Origin of the sequence: Paenibacillus catalpae, from assembly GCF_900112695.1 — a bacterium.
Lineage (GTDB): Bacteria > Bacillota > Bacilli > Paenibacillales > Paenibacillaceae > Pristimantibacillus > Pristimantibacillus catalpae.
This window is the reverse complement of record NZ_FOMT01000005.1, coordinates 535,762-553,773: the sequence shown is the minus strand read 5'-3', so window position 1 is coordinate 553,773 and position 18,012 is coordinate 535,762. Positions and strand designations below refer to the sequence as shown.

Genomic DNA, 18,012 nt, shown 5'->3' with positions numbered 1-18,012 from the left:
GCTCCCCTTTCCTAGAATAGACTTGATCCCGAAGTGCGTTTGGCGATGTAGTTGCTGGAGAAAATCAGGATGACGGAAATGATGGACTGGATCAAATCGATCGCTGCCGCATAGGAAAATCTCCCGTCTCTTAATCCGACCTTAAACGCATAAGTTTGCACGATCTCCGAGGTCGGATTGTTGATGCTGTTGCCGAACAGAAACGCCTGCTCGAAGTTGGAGCCTACCAGTCCTCCGCCCAGAATGCTTCCGATCGTCAGAATGAGGACGACAACGATCGTTCCTTTCATGCCGGGGAACGTAATATGGCGAATTCGGGCCAAGCGGCCCGCTCCGTCGATCTGCGCGGCTTCGTACAGCGACGGGTTAATGCCCGCTACAGCGGCCAGGAAGATAATCGTCCACCAGCCCATTTCCTTCCAGACGGCGCTTCCCGTCGCCAGTCCCCAGAAGTAGTTGGGGTTAGTCAATACGTCAAGCGGCTTGTCGATTATGCCTAGCCCTAGAAGCGCTTTATTGACCATCCCGATATCCGTTGACAGGAAGGCGAAAGCGATGCCTGCGACGACAACCCACGAGATGAAATGGGGCAAATAGCTTATCGTTTGGACAAAACGCTTAAACTTCAAATTTTTTACTTCGCTTAATAGAATGGCCAGCAATATGGGAGCCGGAAAAGCAAAAAGGATTTTTAGCAGACTCAATGCCAGCGTATTTCGAACGATTGTTCCAAACTGATAGTCATTAAAAAACTCCTTGAAATGCTTTAATCCCACCCATTCGCTCGTAAAAATGCCTTTAATTCCGGTAGAGATGGAATACTGCTTAAATGCCATTAGAATGCCGAACATCGGCGTATAGGCGAAGACAAGCAAAAATATCATGCCGAGCCCAACGAACAGGTGCAGCGTTTTTTGTTTTTTAAACCGCTTCCAAAACTGCGTTCGCTGTTCTGTTTTTCCCTTAATTCCGGTTACGCGTGTATCCAACTCCATATCTGCTCCTCCTTTGTTTTCAGTGTACTCTTCGAAACAGAGCGTCGATAGCCAACATTCTTAAGAAAGCGTTGTCATTTTTGAAGATCGCTGATAAACAGCAACTTCATTTCTTGTCCGTATATCCCTGAGGCGTGTGCCAATTATGCAATAAGACGAACGGTACGGTCATATCAAGGGCTTACGAATTTGAACCTTAACTTTGTCACACAACCGCAAGAAAAAACCGCCCCATTCCGTAGCTGGCGGCTTTTCTTCTTTATTCAATATAGCTTTCGAGTGTTTCTCTATTTGCAATTGTAATTTTCCCTCTCGATAGTTTTATGATTTCTTCCTTTTCAAGCCCTTTAAGCGTTCTGCTTATCACCTCGCGAGCCGTCCCCAGCTCTACGGACATGCTGTCGTGCGTGATATATAGAGTATCCGAATTACCCGTTTGTTCGGACAATTGAATAAGGAATTCCGAAATACGGCCACGAATGGATTTGAAGTTGATGCTGTCCAGCAGACTGGATAAGAGAACAATTCGTTTGGCGAAAGATTTAAAGATGAACTGCCGGAACTTCGGATAACGATCCGTCCAAGCTCTAAAAATCGCCGAAGGAACCATGAGCACCAATCCGGTCGTCTCTACGCAGGCAGTCGCTTCATATTCGGTTTCGCCTAACACGCTGGAGGTCATAAGCGGGCAGCACTCTCCGCTATGAATTCTATACAACGTAATTTCCCGTCCGCTGGCGCTTATTTTATACATTCTGACGGTGCCTTCCAATATCATAACGACGAACTCTAGAAATTGTCCTTCTTCAATAATATAGTTGGGCTCCATTTGGAGGACTTTTATCCCTTCCTGATTCCAATCCTCCTCAGAGATTTCTGACAAGCTGGGGAATAATGTAAAGATTCGCGATAAATGCTCCGATTGAATCAACCGTTTCAGCCCCTATTTTTTAGTAGATATTGACATAAATACCGCCGGTTTACATCCGTGATAATGTCACAGACTCAGCTATCGGCAAGTAGGTATACTCAACTCATCGAAACCAAATTAAACTTGTTAGTCAAATTTGAAGGAGGATTTTATTATGACTACTGCTACTGCAAATCAAACGAAAAAACCTGTTGTTATGTTTATTCACGGCGCTTTTATGACGCCTGAAAGCTGGACGCCAATGAGGAACTATTTTATGGAACAGGGATATGAAACAATCGCTCCCGCATGGCCATACCACAATAACCATATGGAAACGCTTCGGAGCAATGCTTCCCCTAACCTTGGCAAGCTTGGGTTGTCGGAAATTGTTGAACATTATGAATCAATGATTCGCGCATTGCCGGAGAAGCCTATCCTAATCGGGCATTCATTCGGTGGCTTGATCACGCAGATTCTGATGGACCGTAACTTAGGTGCGGTTGGCATAGCTGTTGACCCCGCAGCTCCAAAAGGCATTAATGCAGGAGCCTACAAGACGGCCTCCAAATCGGTCGCTTCCATCCTTCTCAAGCCTTGGAAAAAAACCGCAAGCCTAACGTTTGAACAGTTCCAATATGCGTTTGTAAATACCCTGCCTTTACAAGAACAAAAAGAAGCGTTCAGTTATGCTGTGCCTGAAACGAGCAGACTCTTCTTCCAGAGCGCTTTAGCCTCCTTCAACTCCAATAGTCCTCTAACCGTCAACTTCATGAATGGCAATAGAGCACCGCTCCTTATCATCGCAGGGGAGAAAGACAATATTGTGCCTGCCGCTATGGTTAGAAAGAACTTTCAGCTGTACGATCAGCAATCCGGGGCAGTTACCCAATTTAAAGAGTTCCCTAATCGTTCTCATTGGATCATCGCCGAAAAAGGTTACAAGGAAGTTTCCGAATATATAATGAACTGGACTCAGGAGCAATTGCGATAACCGAGAAACCGGCAGTACCATTAGGATGCCGCCAGCTTTCTGCTTTTAATCATCAAGCTGGCAAACAGATATAAAGCAGCCAGTCGTCGAAGATTCATCGGCGGCTGGCTTTTTCGTTTCCGTTTCCGCTAACCTCCCAAAGTTCACTCGTTTAAGATAGCGCTAATAAAATGAACTGAGATCATTTGGAAATGACTTTTGTGATAAAGTTACAGTTTACTATTCTCAGCTTTGATAATATTTAAAGCGTCAACCACGACTTTAAATGCGAGAGGAGAACAATTCACAATGAACGTAGTAAAACTTCCTTGGGCCGGTATTAAAGTGGAACATGAAAATAACAGTTTAGTCATAGATCCCTTTTATAATTTCCCTTCAGATCTCGGAACGCCTATGGGCAAGCTTTATCCGTTAGATGAATTCGGTCAAACGGATGCGGTTTTGCTTACACACGTACATCCCGATCATTACGATCCTGAGGCTATTAAGCGGTTTTACGGCGTGGATATTCCGATTTATGTTCCGATGGACACCCTCGAATACGTCAAAGGACATGGATTTACTTCGGTTATTGGCGTGCCCTTGGAGGACGTTTTGGCGGTCGAGGCGTTTACCGTAATTCCGACTTATTCGGTAGACGGTCTTGGAGATCCTCAAATCGCGTGGATCGTCTCGGCAGGCGGCAAAAAAATAATCCATTGCGGAGATACATTGTGGCATGGATATTGGTGGAAAATAAAAAATGAGCATGGCCCGTTTGATGCAGCATTCTTGCCCGTAAACGGCCCGGTCACTCAGTTTCCTAACGTCACGCCTGCAAGTAAAGAACCGATTGTCATGACGCCAGAACAGGCCGTTTCGGCAGCAATCGCCCTTGAAGCAAAGCTTCTCGTTCCTATTCATTTTGATCTTGTTAACAATCCTCCCTTCTATACACCTGCTGCAGATATAAACAAACGCGTCACACGAAGCGCGGAAGAAAACCAAATCACGGTAAAATGGTTAGAGACAAAGGAAACACTGGCGCTTTAATCTTGTACTAATGAAAGGCATGTTGCGTCGGTAAAGCAATATGCCCTTAATCTCATAATACTTTCCCTTTTTGTATAATCGTTTGATAAGATTGAAAATAAGACGGTATTATTAATGGAACGAAAGGAATTTTTCATGAGCGATAAAATTATGGTGATCGAAGATGAAAAGAAAATCGCGGATGCCATCGCATATGCTTTGAAAAGAGAAGGATATCTCGTCGATGTCGTCAATCGAGGAGACACGGCCCTCGAGAGACTGCCTCTCTTCCAACCCGACGCTTTAATCCTCGACGTCATGCTTCCGGGAACGGATGGCTATGAGATTCTGAAGAAGCTAAGAGAAAAGGGCAGGCGGATTGGCGTCATCATGTTGACGGCCAAGGAAGATATCGTCCACAAAGTATTGGGGCTGGAACTTGGCGCTGACGATTATATTACCAAACCGTTCGACATGCGGGAGCTGCTTGCCCGGCTGAAATCTTTGCTCAGAAGGATGCAAGCTGCGGAGGAAAAACAAGAAGCAACCGAGATCTCTCTGGGCGAAGTAGTGCTTAAACTTAACAAAAGAACGGCCTTCGTCGGGACCAGGGCGCTGGATCTGACGCCGAAAGAGTACGATTTATTGACGTTGCTGCTATCCCGCCCGGATCAGGTCTTCTCGAGGGAGCAGCTCCTTGATCAGGTCTGGGGCCTGGAGTATATTGGCGGCACGAGAACCGTCGATATTCACGTGCAAAGGCTGCGAAAAAAACTGGGGGAAGAGTTCGGCAAAATGATTCAAACCGTACATGGCGTTGGCTATAAAATCTTAGGAGGATACAGTGAGAATTAGCATAAAGCTTAAATTCAGCATCTTTTTGGTTTTTCTGCTGCTTCTTACCGTTTTCATCCTAAGTCTGCTCGTGCTGGAAGGTATCAAGAAAAATCAGCGAACCGAGCTGGAACAATTCTTCTCCCAACAAGCCGCAACCGCGAATATCTATTTGATCCAAACGCTTATGGGAGAATCACACAAGGTTCCTCAAACCTATCTAGCCTCCAAAGGCCGGGATTTCGCAAGACAACTGGAACTGATTACGGGACAATCGGTTGTCCTATACGATCGGGAGGGAACCGTTCTTAATCCTAATCCGGCTTTCGCGGCATCGGACGGCATCCAGCAGACGCTGGATTTAGCGCTTCACAATAAAACAGCGTATCTAATTGAGAACGACTCGTTGTATTACTTTTCCCCCTTGCGGATAGGCAACGGGCAGGTTGGAGTCATCCAGTTCTATTATTCCTTAGTGGACAATCTTGCATTCTATAACCAGATCAAGCAGCTGTTTATTTATATCGGCGCGGGCGTTTTTTTTATCAGCTTTATTCTCGCTTATTTCTACTTCAATTCGTTCGCTAGAGTAATTATTAAATTGAACGGGACGGTGGACCAAATTCGAGCCGGCAACTTGGCCCCCGGCGTACTCAAACGCAAAGACGAAATCGGAAAGCTAAGCGAAGGTATCCGCATGATGAGCCAGCAAATCATGAAGACGATGCTGGATAAGGACGAGGAACGCGAAAAGCTGGCATTGGCTGTTCGCAAATTATCGCAGCTCGATCAGCAGCAGAAGCAGTTTATCGGCAACGTCACCCATGAGTTCAAAACCCCGCTAACTTCAATCAAATCCAATATAGATCTGCTGGATATGTATCCCGACGACGAGAAGCTGCTAGACACTGCAAAAATAAACATTCTAGGCGATACGCAGCGTCTCTATGAGATGGTCGAAAAGGTGCTTCAGCTGTCCGCTTTGGAGAAATACGAGTTCGAATTTCATAAGGAAAAGCTGGACGTACGACAAGAGATGCTAAAGGTGCTGGATAGACTAAAAGGGAAAATGGATAAGTTTGGTATTACAGTAGAGACCAGTTTGGATGAGGCTTACGTGGATGCGGATAAGGAGCACCTCTCCATCGTGCTTGTGAATCTGTTGGACAATGCCATTAAGTACAACAAAACCAGAGGCCACATTTTCGTGAAGACGTCGTTAAGCGATGAACATGTCATCATTGAAATCGCCGATACAGGCATCGGGATTCCGAATGAAGTCGCTCACAGAATATTCGAGCCGTTCTACACCGTCGATAGAAACCGGTCGCGTGAAATCGGCGGCACCGGACTTGGCCTCTCGCTGGCTAAGAAGTATACGGAATCGCAAGGAGGCTCCATCGTGCTCGTAAATACCGATTCGCAAGGCACGTTGTTCCGTATCGTTTTTCCTGCCTATGGAACGTCGATTTCAGAAACTTGACAGCCCCCGGAAAATAATCGCGTAACCTAAAGAAGCCGGCCCGTCCACTGCCCATAAGGCAACAGACAAGCCGGCTCTTTGCGGTGATGTTATCTCTATCTCTGCAAGGAATAGTTGATTTCAACAATGCCGCTCCTATAGGGCTTTGCGTTCCATTCCGCGTAGACGAGCCGCTCCCCGGAAGGACTCCAAGAGGTGGTTATCGGTTCGACGTCGACGGCGATCCGGGTGGACTTGTCGGTCAACATGTCGTACAGATAGAGACCTTGAACCGTTGCGCCGCTCGCATCGGCTTTTAGACCGTAGGCGATTATTCGCTGATCCGGCGACCACGAAATGCCGCTTAGCTCCGTCCCCTTGGCAATCGTCCGATCGATCTCTCCGTTTACGCTGCATAGTAGGAGGGTCGTTCTGGAGCCGCTGGCTTGCAGCACCAATAATTGGCGGCCGTCCGGAGAAGGTAAAACGTTAATCACATTGTCGAGGTTCAAACTCGTCTTCTCCAAAGTAACTAAGTTCAACGCCTTGAGGGAAGCATCGAATTGCGTGTTGTAGTAAAGCGTGTCTCCCACTTTCTCCACGATATACAAGCCCGTCTCATCCAGCTTGTCGACCGCGGTGATCCGGCCGTCCACGGTCGCGATATAAGCTCTACCGTTGAAAGCCGTTCCTATGATCGTTTCAGCATCGGCCCATTTGGCGCTGACGGCACCTCCGATCGACTCTCCGGTCAGACGAAAAGTGTCCAAAGTGTTCATATTCAAGACTGAATAGACGGGATCGCCAAGTGAATATTCGGAGAAGATCAGGTTCTTTTTGTCGGTAGAAAGAACGGCCCCGCCTAAATGCGAATCTTTTCGTTGCTGCAACATTGTATATTGACGGGTATCGAGGTCGTACAGATAGAGACTTCGGGGGTAAGAATCCGCGAGTTCCGCCAGGGACATCTTGCCCAAGGATTCGTTCTCCTTTGAAACGATTATCGTATTCTCGTCTACCCAGTCCATGATTTCCGCATTATCCAGATGAACGATGTTCTCGACGGACACGTCAGCTTCTCCCGCCTCACTGTCGGCATCGTCGATGACCGTTATATTCGGATTAGACGAAGAAGGCGATTCGCTGCCTCCTGCTGTACAGGCCGTAAACACGCACGCAGCGGCGAGAATCGGGAACATTTTCATTACTGATCTTAGTCGAGTCATCTCTTTCTCTCCTTTATTATCATGGATTCCCACTATTCTCTTCAAACTATAACAAAATAATGTTCCGGAAATAAAAACAAATGTTTCGAAAATGTAAATAAAAAAGCCGCCCGCCCATTGCCCTTATTGGAAGCGGACGGGCCGGCTTCTTTGCGGTTTATTCCATTATTCTCCCTGCACTGTGGACAGAGAAACCCATAATTTTTCGGCGAAAGCCGAGGATTCCTCTCCTTTCGGATTGTTTAGACGGAACAGATAATTTTCTCCGCTCTCCGATGTCCAGACAATATAATCCCTTATTCCGTCCACTCCTGAAGACTGAAGATACAGGTCGGCACTGCCTAGCGGATGCTCCACAAGCTCGCCGCTATAATCGGAGACTTTGCCGAAAGCCTTCAACTCTTTCTGTGCGGACTCACGAAGCGACTTCAAATCTTCGCCCTCAGGCAGGCGCTTAATGTCAACGTAATAATCGGCGTTGGCCGCAAGACTCAGTCGGCCTGTCGTTTTGTCAAAATCGAACCCCTCGAATAGGTAGAAAGAGAATGCTTCCCCTCGTTGCAAGGTGGCGGTTTGCTCCCCGATTCTCAGGTCGATGCTTTTGGTTTGCGGACGCTCCGCCTGAGAATTCCGATCTTCCGTAGACGCAGGAGACTCGGCTGCCGCCGTCGGAGTCTCTGTAACAGCGCCGTCACTCTGGACAGGCGAAACGGTCGGAATGGTGTTGGAGTTTTGAGTTGTCGGAATTGAGGAGGATGACGGTTCATTTCCTCCTGTCGAACATGCCGCAAGCATGCAAACAGCAGCTACTGCCGGGATTATTTTCGTTGCTCGAATAAATTGAATCATATGATTCTCTCCTTTTTATCTTTGATTCTCGTGTCGATCTTGTCTTAAGCCTTCGATTAACCACATTTAAATGGTATCAAAATATTGTTCCGAAAATAAAAACAGATGTTTCGCAATTGTAAATAAAAGTGTCGGGAATGTTGCGTGCATGGTCTGATCTCGCTAGATCTCATCATAAAAAAGACAACCCACAGCAAATCGTGGATTGTCTTAGCTTTTAACCATGAATATTTGAGTATTGCCGTTATTAGTTAAAGCCAAAGCCAAGGATCGTAAAGTGCTTGCTCTCATGCCCAGCCGCCATTTTGATTTCCACCGTATGTTCTCTCGTATTCAGCTCCGCGTACAGGATGACGGCGTGACAGCGCGTCCATTTAACCGTTTGGGACTCCGCCACCTTCACTAGCTTTCCATCAACCCGAATATCGGCGTTTCCGAATTCGTCGCTGCCGGAATTTTTATAAACGAGAAGCAGATTCTTACTGTGAAGCGTCATAATAAAGCTGTCGCTGCCGGATTCGGATGTATGCATCCAGTTGTAGGGAAACTGGGGCGTGCCGTATGGAGAGTCGTCCATTTCCGCGAATTGCAAATCGGAATCGGCTGCATGGAAGCTGCCTTCCGTAATTTTCGCTATGCCATGGCCATTCTCCCGGTCCAACAATTGAACATTGGCAAAGTCGTTGCCGAATACCGGAGGCTTATTAAGGGCAATATCCGCTTGATTCGGTGCGAGACGATCAGTTTCAGATAAAAGCCAGTTCAAACAGTCAGCCATGATACGGTGTCCCGCGTTAGTCGGATGATAGATGTCGCTAAAAAATTGCTGCTTCGAAATGACATTGCCTTCTTCCTTAGACATGTAAAACTGTTCCGTCACGGCATCCTTCACGCTTACCATGGGAAGTCCATAATGCTTGCCTACCAGCGACAGTCTATCCTGCAAATTCCAGTCGTTTTCGAACACGCTGAACAGTAAAATGACGGCGGGCGCATTGGCGGAGCCCAGAGCTTTCCGTACTAGACTTTCGTAACAAATCCCATTCGTCTCGTCATCGGCATCATTGACGGCAAACTCGACGACGACGATATCAGGCTGAACCGTTCCGTCTCTTAGAACATCCCGCTCATAGCGAATCATGCCCAATTCGGATGGTGTCCCGCCAAGGCCTGCTTTAATAAAATGAATATGATCGCCGCCTTCCTTGCCAAACCTCTCTTTGAAGGCGGTATACGTCCTGTAAGCGTAACAGCCCGTGTGGAGCGGATCTGCTCCCGCTCCATGAGTGATGGAGCCGCCAATGAAAGCAAGCGTAACGTCATCGCCTCTCTTGGCCTTTTCAATAGCGGCTTTCAATCGCTTGTTGTTGCCTTTCTCGAGCAATGATTTGGCGATCATCTTGTAATAAGCCTCAGAGTATAGATCAACCGGCTCCTCTGCAGCGTCTAGGGATAGATGCTCTGTCATCGTTATTCGCCTCTCTTAGATTCGATTTAACTGCGTCTGCGTTTTTAGACTATTGTGCCTTATATCTGCCTTGCGGCACATAAACTCTTCTCTTCTCACACTTGTATTAGAGCTTTGATGGATCCACGATTGCCCAAAATGCAGGCTTTGCGTGCATCTGCTTGTCAAACAGAAGCGGCGCTTCGGTCCGCGTGACCGGAAACGTACTTAGCCAGGTATGGTCGTCAGCGATTCCCCAGAACACAACGGCACTGACCAGTCCTGCGTTGGACTTCAAGGCTTCGAACAACTCCTTGTATCGTTGTGCTTGTTTCTGCAGAATATCATCCGGAACAACCGCTCCGAAATCGGTCCTGTCGTTCCAGTTATAGACGCTCATATCAAGCTCGGTAATTTGGTTGTCAAGCCCCAGCTCCTTGAATTTTTTCATAGATTCAATCACATTCAGAACGGACGGGTTATAAATGTTGATATGGGTCTGATGACCGACACCGTCAATCGGAACGCCTTTATCAAGCATCTCTTTCACCAAAGCATACAGTCGATCCCGCTTCTTCGGATCATCGGTTCCATAATCGTTAATATACAGCTTAATACCAGGACCGCCAGCTTCTCTTGCAGCCCGGAAGGCCGTCGCAATATAGTCGGTGCCCGTGATTTTATACCAGTTGCTGTTCCGCATGCTATCCGGATCAGCTGGCTCAATAACTTCGTTCACCACATCCCAATATTTAATGTCATCCTTGTAGCGGCCAACAATAGCCCGAATGTGAGCATCCAGCCGGTCCAGCAGCAGCTTCTTGCTTGCTTCCCGCTTCTTGGCATCGGTCTCATCCGCCATCGGTTTGCCATCTGCGTCCTGGAAGAACCAATCCGGCACCTGACTGTGCCATACAAGTGTATGAAAGCGGACAGACATGCCATTCTCTTTGGCAAAAGCGACAATCTGATCCGCCTGATCCCAATTGAATTGTCCTTCCACCGGTTGGATCGATGCCGGCTTCATCGCATTCTCGGCTACAAGCATATTCACTTGCTTCTTCATCAGATCCGCCGATAATCCGCTTGTCTGGCTCGGCTCAAGAGCAGCTCCAATCGCAAAATCATCCTTGAAGGTCTCTGCGAGAGACGGTATATCCCGCTGTACGGAAGGTACTGCGGCTTCAGCCGGCTGCTCCGATGGTGCCATGCTTGGCTCCGTCTCTTGAGGGGCTTCGGATGTTGCCTGCTCCGATGCTTGAACGGAAGGAGCCGCAGTGGGCTTCACGGTTTCCCCGGATTTGCTTAACATCACAATCATGATGATTACTGCGAGGAGTACCGCCGGGAGAATAATAGTGAGAAAGGTCTTCTTGCGTATTGGCTGCATAAGAAACCCGCTTTCTTGTGAAATGAGAAAACCTCTACCCTCGGCTCTCGAAAATGAGCGGCCGCGTATAGAGGTAGATTTTATCGCCAAATTGAATTTCAGTTTTCGACTTACCTCGAAACTTTAATTCTATTGTAACACCTGGTGAGAGCCGGCAAGCTCTCGCCAGGCGATACGTCAATTCTATTACCCGACAAGTCCTGAGCGCTCGATACTCTCCACGAAATAGCGCTGAACAAACAGATATAAAATGATAAGAGGCAGAATCGCCAGCAGAATCCCCGTATCCTGTACCATGCTCAAGTAGAACGGATCCTTGGCAGACGCGTCATTCCCAAGAACGATAGACAGATTATACGGCAAGGATGACAGCTGCGTAGACATGACATTGCTCGACGTGAGATAGGTTGTCGTAAAGAAGCTGTCATTCCACTGCCAGACAAACGAGAAGAGCAGTACCGTAATAATGGAAGGAATCGCGTTGGGAAGCATAATTCGCAGGAACGTCTGACCGACGCTTGCCCCGTCCATATAAGCTGCTTCCTCGACTTCCCGCGGAATGCCCCGGAAGAACTGCCGGAAGATAAAGATGTATAACCCGGCTTTCAAGGAATTCGCCGTTATGGAAGTTAAGATAAACGGCCAATAGGAGTTTAGCAAGTTAACCGGTTTACCGGTAATGAACGGGATAATCCCCATCAGACTGAAGTCCTTCAAATTCAGATACATCGGAATAAGTATCGTTGTCGGCGGGACCATGATGGTCAGAATAACGCCCGCAAACAGCAAGTTGCTGCCTTTAAACTTCAATCTTGCAAATGCATATCCCGCCAGCGCACATGAGAGTGCCGTCAGAATTGTCGTTGTCGCCGACAGCGTGAACGTATTGAGCAGCGTCTTCCAATAATCCATAATGGAGATGGCATTCTTGAAGTTCTCAAGCGAATAATGCTCGGGGATCCACACGACAATAGGTGAATACAGGTCCGTCTTTGCTTTTATCGCAGTAGATATTTTCTGAATGATCGGGTACAGGATAACAAACGAAAGTCCGGCAATCAGCACTAGCCGAATGAATGACCAAATCCAACGTTTCCAGCTTTCAACCGATAACAATCGGGCCAAGATCAACATCATCACCTTCTCTCTATTCCTGGTAGAATACCTTCCTCGAAACGATATAGGAACTGATCAGCAGAATCAGCATGATCGACACGAAATACAGCCAAGCCATCGCCGAGCTGAGTCCAAAGTCAAAGTTGGTAAAGCCCGTTTCCTTAATCAGGTCCGTCATCTCGTTCCTGGAGAACGAATCAATAATGGTATAGATCATATTGACAAGGATAAGTGGGCTGACCATCGGAAAGGTAATCTTCCAGAACGCCTCATAGCCTGTTGCCCCTTCCATCTTGGAAGCTTCGTACAACTGCGGGGAGATCGTCTGAATACCGGCCAGGAAGATCAAAATTTGCACCCCCGACTGACTGACAATCTGATAGATTCTCTCTACGGCACTTGTCAAATAGTTAACAATACTCTCGCTTACACCGGCATCCTCCATCAGTCCTGCCAGCTCATAGGCGCCTAAAGCATGTATAGCCCCGCCGGAGCCCTGGTTCTGATCATTGACCGCTTGAACAAGACTGGAGGTCTCCAAAGTCATGATAACCCCAGATGCCAGAATGACCGGCAGAAAGAAAATCGAGCGGGCGATAGAGCGGCCGATAAACTTCTGGTTAAGGAGAACGGCCAGGAACAAGCTGAAAATAACGATTAACGGGACGTTAACGACCATGTTGATGATGGACTCCGTCAATGTACGGTTGAAACTTGTATTCACGGTCAAGGCATTGATATAGTTCTCAAAGCCGATGTAGCTGATTTTCATGCCGGCGGCATTCGCTTCAATCTTGCTGAGGCTGTACCGAAAAGAGTTGACCAGCGGAATGATAAAGAAAAAGATGAACCCAAGCAGCCAGGGCAATACAAACAGAAATCCTAACAGTGCCTTTTGCTCTGCATAAGTTCGATTCTTCATGCCGAGCTTTGATATGAGTTTCAAGATTGATCACCACCCGTCATGTAGCTCTCGGCTTCAATGGTCTTGCCATCTACCGTCACTTGTGAACGGTTATAATTGACGATGACATACATGCCATTCCCGTATACCGTCTTATAGACGCCTTGCTGCAGCTTCTCATGTCCGGTAATCGGCTCATTCCGGACATTCTTCAGTACCTTGTTTACTTCCTGGTACATGCCTGCGGCCTTATCCATCCAGAGCTTATAGTTCACGGCGTATAGTTCGTTATGATCCGTATCCTTGATGGAATAGTTCGGTTCATATATCCATTCGAAATATACATTAGAGCCAAATTCCAAACATTTCAGAATATATTGCTTGTCATTCGTATAGTTCGAGAGATTGTATGGCGCACCCGTATACTCAACATTTCCACGGATCACCATCTGATAGAACGGGATTTGCTCATCTTCCAGCTTGAAGCCGCTATTGCCCATCGGAGCATTCGTAAGATCAGACAGGTACGGTAGTGCATAGGCATTGCCGCCGTTGCCCATCACTTGCAGCTTCTCACCCTGCAGCTTAGCCATCGCTGCTCGGGAGATCTCCTCGGATTCCGTCCTGTCGATCTGATTATGCTTCCGGTAATCGCTGTTTAACTGATCGGCAAGATCCCTGACCGAAATACCTTCCGCATTGAATTTACTGATGCCTTTCAAGGTTGAATCAACATAGCTGCCAACAAGCCGAGGCGAAATAATATAAGAAGGAGACTTGTTTATATCACGCCGGTTCAATGCCAAATCTAACGGATACAGTGCTGCCGGATCCCCTCTTAGCGTTCTTGACGCCGATTTGGATTCATCGAAATCCGCGCCGGTACTTGCCGTCAGAAAGGCGACGTCCGGATAAAGCGTTACACCGTTGCCCGCTGCAAACGCTGCCAAGTCTCTCAACCCTTTACTTCCGCCAATTTCTCCGTCTACCGAAATCGATTTGGGCACTTTATGATCCAGCCCCCCGTTAAACCATCCGGCATACTTCAGCTTAATATTATGAATATCCAGCTGATTCATCTGATTGATAATAGCCTTGGCTTCACTGAAGGTTGTCAGTGTCTCAAGCGCGCGGTACGGAATGCCCATAAAATGCTTCTTATCCGAAATGCTTCCGTCCAGTTGGAGATAAAATGGGATATTATCCTCGTTTGCGGTCTTCTCCCGAACAGGAAGAGCCTTGTTATTTATCAAGTACTCCTTATAGTAGCTGGCCATTCCCTGATAGCTGGCATCCTCTCCGTTCAGGAAGGCATACCGGACAACAAAATCGGACTTCATCGGATTTTCCTGGAACTTTGGAAGGGAACGCTGCTGGCCGTTCGCATCCAGCGTTACCTGGCCTTTATTGACGACATTAAAGCTCGGGTAAACGTAGTTATAACTGTTCAGCCTTCCGCTTATATCCGCGTTAATCGTTGCAACAGACTCCCCTTCCTCAATAATGCCAAGAAAAGCGCTGTTCTCGCGGATAATACCGAATACCGGCAGCCTTACTGCTTCCTCTCTTGCCGCGTCTTCCGTTCTTGCCATTGTGTTGTCCTGGCCATAAACCAGCTGCTGATAAGACGGATAGCGGGTTTTCCCGCTGTTGAAATTAATAAGCGCGCCGGAACCGTCCGGAACAAGCATCGCGCCATTTTCTTCCGTTCCGCCTGCCCCGAAGAAATTCAGAAAAGAAACGCTGTTTACCGGATACTCTTCAGGGTAATGGATGTCCGCCACCGGAACGGCAGCGACTAGACTATTGCCGTCCAAGGTGTACGTAATTGTAGCTTCAAATATTCTCGGAGCCGTTTTCTCCTGGGAGAAATGCAGTTCCTCCATATCCTTCTTCAGATCTTCCTCCGAATAACCGGCGGCTTCAAGCGCTTTCAGTGCCCGGTCCAGCTGCAGCCCGTTTAACGCGCTGTCATTCCGCTCATACGCCGTCTTTTCCTTATTTTCTTTATAGGCGATTTTTAAAGCGCGCTGCCCGGTTTTATCCAGCTTCTTGTTTAAGGCCTCAAAACGCCCTTTGCTCATCATTTTCGGCATATCCTCCAGCGTCTTCTCCAGCTTGCCGAATTGATAAGTAACGCTGAGCCCATTCGGGAGCTTCTCCATGTTAATCTGTTTGTTAAGAACGCTGTCCGTATAGGAATTAATCGAGTTAAGCTGCCCGAAACTATTGTAGAAATCCAGCTTGATCTGGGAAGATAATAAATCCTTGTTCACGCCGGCGGCAATGGTGTCTTCGCTGCTCCCCGGCGGGTTGCTGCGCCAAACATCTCCGCTTTGCTTATTAAGAACGGCAATAGCGCCGGTCTGATCATCCGCGAACAACCGAAGCTGATCATTTTCGGCAACCCCTTTCATGTCGGCAAAACGGGGATCCGTGAAGGACTGACTCAAAGCCTTTCCCTGCGTAAATGTCTTTGCGGCCTGATCAGCTTCTCCCGGCTGCTTGCCCGAAGCGGACTCCGAGCATCCGGCAAGCAGAATCCCAACCAGACAGCATGCGGTCAGCAGGGCCATTCTGGCCTTATTCATCTTCTTGCCTCCTCAAAAGAATTGTGAAGCAATTCTTGCTTCGAAAGCATATGCCTTAAATGAATGATCACCCAAATGGCCAGCTTCAGGCCATTGTGATGATTCATACTTCGTAAGCATAATCTAAAAGAATTGTGAAGCAATTCTTGCTTCGAAAGCATCAACTTAAGAATTGTGAAGCAATTCTTGCTTCGAAAGCGCTGCTAGCGCCTGAGCACGATTTCTTGGTGTATAACTTGCACAAATGCAACCATCTGCTGAATTAAACTAAAGAACAATAAACATAAAAATGCCATAAATGCCATTGCCGCAATGGTGAGAATGATGGTTCCGATTGTCTTCGACGGCGAATATTGCTGCACCGTCATATTGCCGACAAACAGAAGATAGGCGCACCAGAGCACGGACACATTATTGAAGAAATGGTAGAAGGTTGCCTCTTGCAGCGAAATGAGGTTACTGAGGCCTATCCATGGAAGTTGGATAACCAGAAGCGGTACCAGGGCAAAGCAAGTCGAGGTAAAGATATCGACAAATTTGCCTTCTCCGTCCATCAAGGTGGTCAGCGACCAATTGGCTATACACCAGAACAAGACGGGCACAATCACGTACAAGCTCTCCATCAGGCTGTTTATACTGTCCGGATATACAATGTTGACTAGAAATCCGCTGTACTGCGTCTGCATAATCTTCATGACAATCAGCAGGAACAATATCGCAAAGGAAATGATCAGGTTCAGCTTCCGGCTGCGTTCATATTTCAATTCCCAGAAGCCGTTAAAGGGATGCAAAATTAGATATAACGGATATTTAAACAGCTCTCTGTTTAATGAAGGCAACCTTTTTCCCTCCTTTCCATTTCCGGTATTTGCTTATTCCAAACCAACAAACGAGGAGTAAAAGAATACCTGTCATAATGCCCGGGAAGTACTCGCGAAGCACTTCTTTCCGATAGAGCAGGAATGCCTTGGAATACCCTTTTGGGTCCATGCTTTTCTTGAAATATTTCATGGCTTCGCGATAATCGCCTTGACGAAGCAGTGCTTTGCCAATTCCCGCATAGGCGAATTCCAGATTGGCGTTCATGCTGATTGTCTCTTGATACAGCGTAAAGGCTTTATCCTCGTCCCCATTGTAATAAGCTCTGACAGCCTCATTTAGCGTGCGGCCGTATTCGGTTGTCTGGAAGACGGTAATCTCGCCAAGCGCTTTATCAAGGACGAGGAACTCATCGCCAAGCCGCTCAATGGCTACCGGAGTATTGAATTGTCCCAGTTGATTGCCCATCCCGCCGAACACATACAGCAGGTGGCCGTCTCCGTCGTAAGTGAAAATTCTGCCCCGCTTGCCGTCTAGGATGGAGTAAATCTCGCTGTCGCCAACATCAATATCGATCAATCGGGATGGTCCGGTTGCGCTCATGTAGCGAATGTCGCCTTCGGGGGCAAAGTAGCCTTCCCTCCGCAATATATCATTGCCTTGGGCATTCAGCTTTTTGACATTCCCGCTGTCCTGACCGTTCGTGGCATAAATAAAGCCTTCCTGGTTAATGTCCAGATTCGTAAATTCAGTTGGCGTAAACATAACCATCTGACTTCGCTGCGCCTTGGTCGACAGCATCTTCCATAAATAATCCGTTGGATTAAAGTTGACCCGGTTCGCGCCGACAAACGAGGTAAACGTGCCGTCCGGGCTAAATTCCATAAATCCGTCGTATACGCCCGAGGACATGACATAGATCCGCTGCGCCTTATCGACAACAACCCGTACCGGCTGAAAATCAAACTTCTCGGACAGCATATCCGATTTTGGCGCTTCGATAATCTTCAGCAGATTGTTGCTTCGATCCAGTTGAACAATCCGTTTATTGCCGGTGTCCGCTACGACAAGCTGCTTGCTGCCCGTTACGAACAGCCCTTGAGGGTTATTGAAGGTCTCCTCTTTCCCGTTATGGACAAAAGAGCTGATCGTCTGTACCGGATGAAATTGGTTATCCAGCACGACAACCCGGTTGTTGCCCGAATCAAGAACATAGATTTGCTGATCTTCGGTCACATGGAAGTCGCTTGGCTCTTTAAAGGCTCCTGTCCCCATGCTTTCCCCGTTCCACAAAACGTTAGCCTGATAAGCTGCCGGAGCCGCGGTCGTTAACCCCCAATAAGAATAGTTATAGGATTCTGCGCCATCCGCAGCCTGTACCCTTGTGCCTCCTGCGCTTATGCCTAATAAAAAGGTTAAGGCAAGCAGGAGGTATATTTTTTTCTGTATCCGCATCTTGCTTCG

General features: G+C 47.5%; 15 protein-coding genes. 4 read left to right on the top strand and 11 right to left on the bottom strand.

The features are described from left to right. Window positions 1–11: 11 nt before the first annotated feature. On the bottom strand, window positions 12–995 hold the full coding sequence (locus tag BM200_RS23945; protein WP_091189162.1) for an ABC transporter permease: 984 nt from the start codon (window positions 993–995) through the stop codon (window positions 12–14). A gap of 259 nt (window positions 996–1,254) precedes the next feature. Continuing rightward, window positions 1,255–1,824: a Crp/Fnr family transcriptional regulator gene (locus tag BM200_RS23940; RefSeq protein ID WP_245773132.1), complete on the bottom strand. Its 570-nt coding sequence runs from the start codon at window positions 1,822–1,824 to the stop codon at window positions 1,255–1,257. A 256-nt stretch (window positions 1,825–2,080) separates the two neighbouring features. On the opposite strand from BM200_RS23940, the gene BM200_RS23935 reads away from it, so the two are divergent. The 4 genes from BM200_RS23935 to BM200_RS23920 all read left to right on the top strand — a co-directional run bounded on the left by BM200_RS23935 (window position 2,081) and on the right by BM200_RS23920 (window position 6,227). Next, window positions 2,081–2,899 carry an alpha/beta hydrolase gene (locus BM200_RS23935; RefSeq protein ID WP_091189161.1) on the top strand — a complete coding sequence of 273 codons (819 nt, stop codon included), beginning with the start codon at window positions 2,081–2,083 and terminating at the stop codon, window positions 2,897–2,899. 288 nt (window positions 2,900–3,187) lie between these two features. Continuing rightward, window positions 3,188–3,931 (top strand): MBL fold metallo-hydrolase, encoded by a 744-nt coding sequence (locus BM200_RS23930; protein ID WP_091189160.1) that lies wholly within the window; start codon window positions 3,188–3,190, stop codon window positions 3,929–3,931. Window positions 3,932–4,066: 135 nt separating this feature from the next. Then, window positions 4,067–4,765 (top strand): response regulator transcription factor, encoded by a 699-nt coding sequence (locus BM200_RS23925; RefSeq protein ID WP_091189159.1) that lies wholly within the window; start codon window positions 4,067–4,069, stop codon window positions 4,763–4,765. Beyond that, the gene (locus BM200_RS23920) at window positions 4,755–6,227 is read left to right on the top strand and encodes a sensor histidine kinase (protein WP_091189158.1); all 1,473 of its coding nucleotides are present in this window, start codon (window positions 4,755–4,757) and stop codon (window positions 6,225–6,227) included. Before BM200_RS23925 ends, BM200_RS23920 begins: the two co-directional genes overlap by 11 nt. Before the next feature lie 95 nt (window positions 6,228–6,322). Here BM200_RS23920 and BM200_RS23915 read toward each other — a convergent pair whose 3' ends face one another. The 9 genes from BM200_RS23915 to BM200_RS23875 form a co-directional block, all read right to left on the bottom strand. Beyond that, window positions 6,323–7,432, bottom strand: a complete 1,110-nt coding sequence (locus tag BM200_RS23915; RefSeq protein WP_139230833.1) for a TolB family protein — start codon at window positions 7,430–7,432, stop codon at window positions 6,323–6,325. 165 nt (window positions 7,433–7,597) lie between these two features. After that, window positions 7,598–8,281, bottom strand: coding sequence for a hypothetical protein (locus tag BM200_RS23910; protein WP_091189156.1), 684 nt, complete (start codon window positions 8,279–8,281; stop codon window positions 7,598–7,600). 247 nt (window positions 8,282–8,528) lie between these two features. Then, window positions 8,529–9,749, bottom strand: a complete 1,221-nt coding sequence (locus BM200_RS23905; RefSeq protein WP_091189155.1) for an SGNH/GDSL hydrolase family protein — start codon at window positions 9,747–9,749, stop codon at window positions 8,529–8,531. Between the two features lie 106 nt (window positions 9,750–9,855). Continuing rightward, on the bottom strand, window positions 9,856–11,118 hold the full coding sequence (locus BM200_RS23900) for a glycoside hydrolase family 10 protein (RefSeq protein WP_175532992.1): 1,263 nt from the start codon (window positions 11,116–11,118) through the stop codon (window positions 9,856–9,858). A gap of 186 nt (window positions 11,119–11,304) precedes the next feature. Further along, window positions 11,305–12,255 carry a carbohydrate ABC transporter permease gene (locus BM200_RS23895; protein WP_425434619.1) on the bottom strand — a complete coding sequence of 317 codons (951 nt, stop codon included), beginning with the start codon at window positions 12,253–12,255 and terminating at the stop codon, window positions 11,305–11,307. Between the two features lie 10 nt (window positions 12,256–12,265). Next, the gene (locus BM200_RS23890; RefSeq protein WP_091189154.1) at window positions 12,266–13,180 is read right to left on the bottom strand and encodes a carbohydrate ABC transporter permease; all 915 of its coding nucleotides are present in this window, start codon (window positions 13,178–13,180) and stop codon (window positions 12,266–12,268) included. Then, the gene (locus BM200_RS23885) at window positions 13,177–15,729 is read right to left on the bottom strand and encodes a DUF5696 domain-containing protein (protein WP_091189153.1); all 2,553 of its coding nucleotides are present in this window, start codon (window positions 15,727–15,729) and stop codon (window positions 13,177–13,179) included. The genes BM200_RS23890 and BM200_RS23885 overlap by 4 nt, the downstream gene beginning before the upstream one ends. Before the next feature lie 203 nt (window positions 15,730–15,932). Further along, entirely contained in the window at window positions 15,933–16,568 is a 636-nt protein-coding gene (locus BM200_RS23880; protein WP_091189152.1) for a YIP1 family protein, read from the bottom strand. Next, window positions 16,540–18,003, bottom strand: coding sequence for a hypothetical protein (locus BM200_RS23875; RefSeq protein WP_091189151.1), 1,464 nt, complete (start codon window positions 18,001–18,003; stop codon window positions 16,540–16,542). Before BM200_RS23875 ends, BM200_RS23880 begins: the two co-directional genes overlap by 29 nt. Window positions 18,004–18,012: the final 9 nt, after the last annotated feature.

What these genes read in the sequence shown, in the direction of transcription:
- BM200_RS23945 (WP_091189162.1), bottom strand. Translation starts at nt 995, where the DNA reads ATGGAGTTGGATACACGCGTAACCGGAATTAAGGGAAAAACAGAACAG.
- BM200_RS23940 (WP_245773132.1), bottom strand. Translation starts at nt 1,824, where the DNA reads ATGGAGCCCAACTATATTATTGAAGAAGGACAATTTCTAGAGTTCGTC.
- BM200_RS23935 (WP_091189161.1), top strand. Translation starts at nt 2,081, where the DNA reads ATGACTACTGCTACTGCAAATCAAACGAAAAAACCTGTTGTTATGTTT.
- BM200_RS23930 (WP_091189160.1), top strand. Translation starts at nt 3,188, where the DNA reads ATGAACGTAGTAAAACTTCCTTGGGCCGGTATTAAAGTGGAACATGAA.
- BM200_RS23925 (WP_091189159.1), top strand. Translation starts at nt 4,067, where the DNA reads ATGAGCGATAAAATTATGGTGATCGAAGATGAAAAGAAAATCGCGGAT.
- BM200_RS23915 (WP_139230833.1), bottom strand. Translation starts at nt 7,432, where the DNA reads ATGACTCGACTAAGATCAGTAATGAAAATGTTCCCGATTCTCGCCGCT.
- BM200_RS23910 (WP_091189156.1), bottom strand. Translation starts at nt 8,281, where the DNA reads ATGATTCAATTTATTCGAGCAACGAAAATAATCCCGGCAGTAGCTGCT.
- BM200_RS23905 (WP_091189155.1), bottom strand. Translation starts at nt 9,749, where the DNA reads ATGACAGAGCATCTATCCCTAGACGCTGCAGAGGAGCCGGTTGATCTA.
- BM200_RS23900 (WP_175532992.1), bottom strand. Translation starts at nt 11,118, where the DNA reads ATGCAGCCAATACGCAAGAAGACCTTTCTCACTATTATTCTCCCGGCG.
- BM200_RS23895 (WP_425434619.1), bottom strand. Translation starts at nt 12,255, where the DNA reads ATGATGTTGATCTTGGCCCGATTGTTATCGGTTGAAAGCTGGAAACGT.
- BM200_RS23885 (WP_091189153.1), bottom strand. Translation starts at nt 15,729, where the DNA reads ATGAATAAGGCCAGAATGGCCCTGCTGACCGCATGCTGTCTGGTTGGG.
- BM200_RS23875 (WP_091189151.1), bottom strand. Translation starts at nt 18,003, where the DNA reads ATGCGGATACAGAAAAAAATATACCTCCTGCTTGCCTTAACCTTTTTA.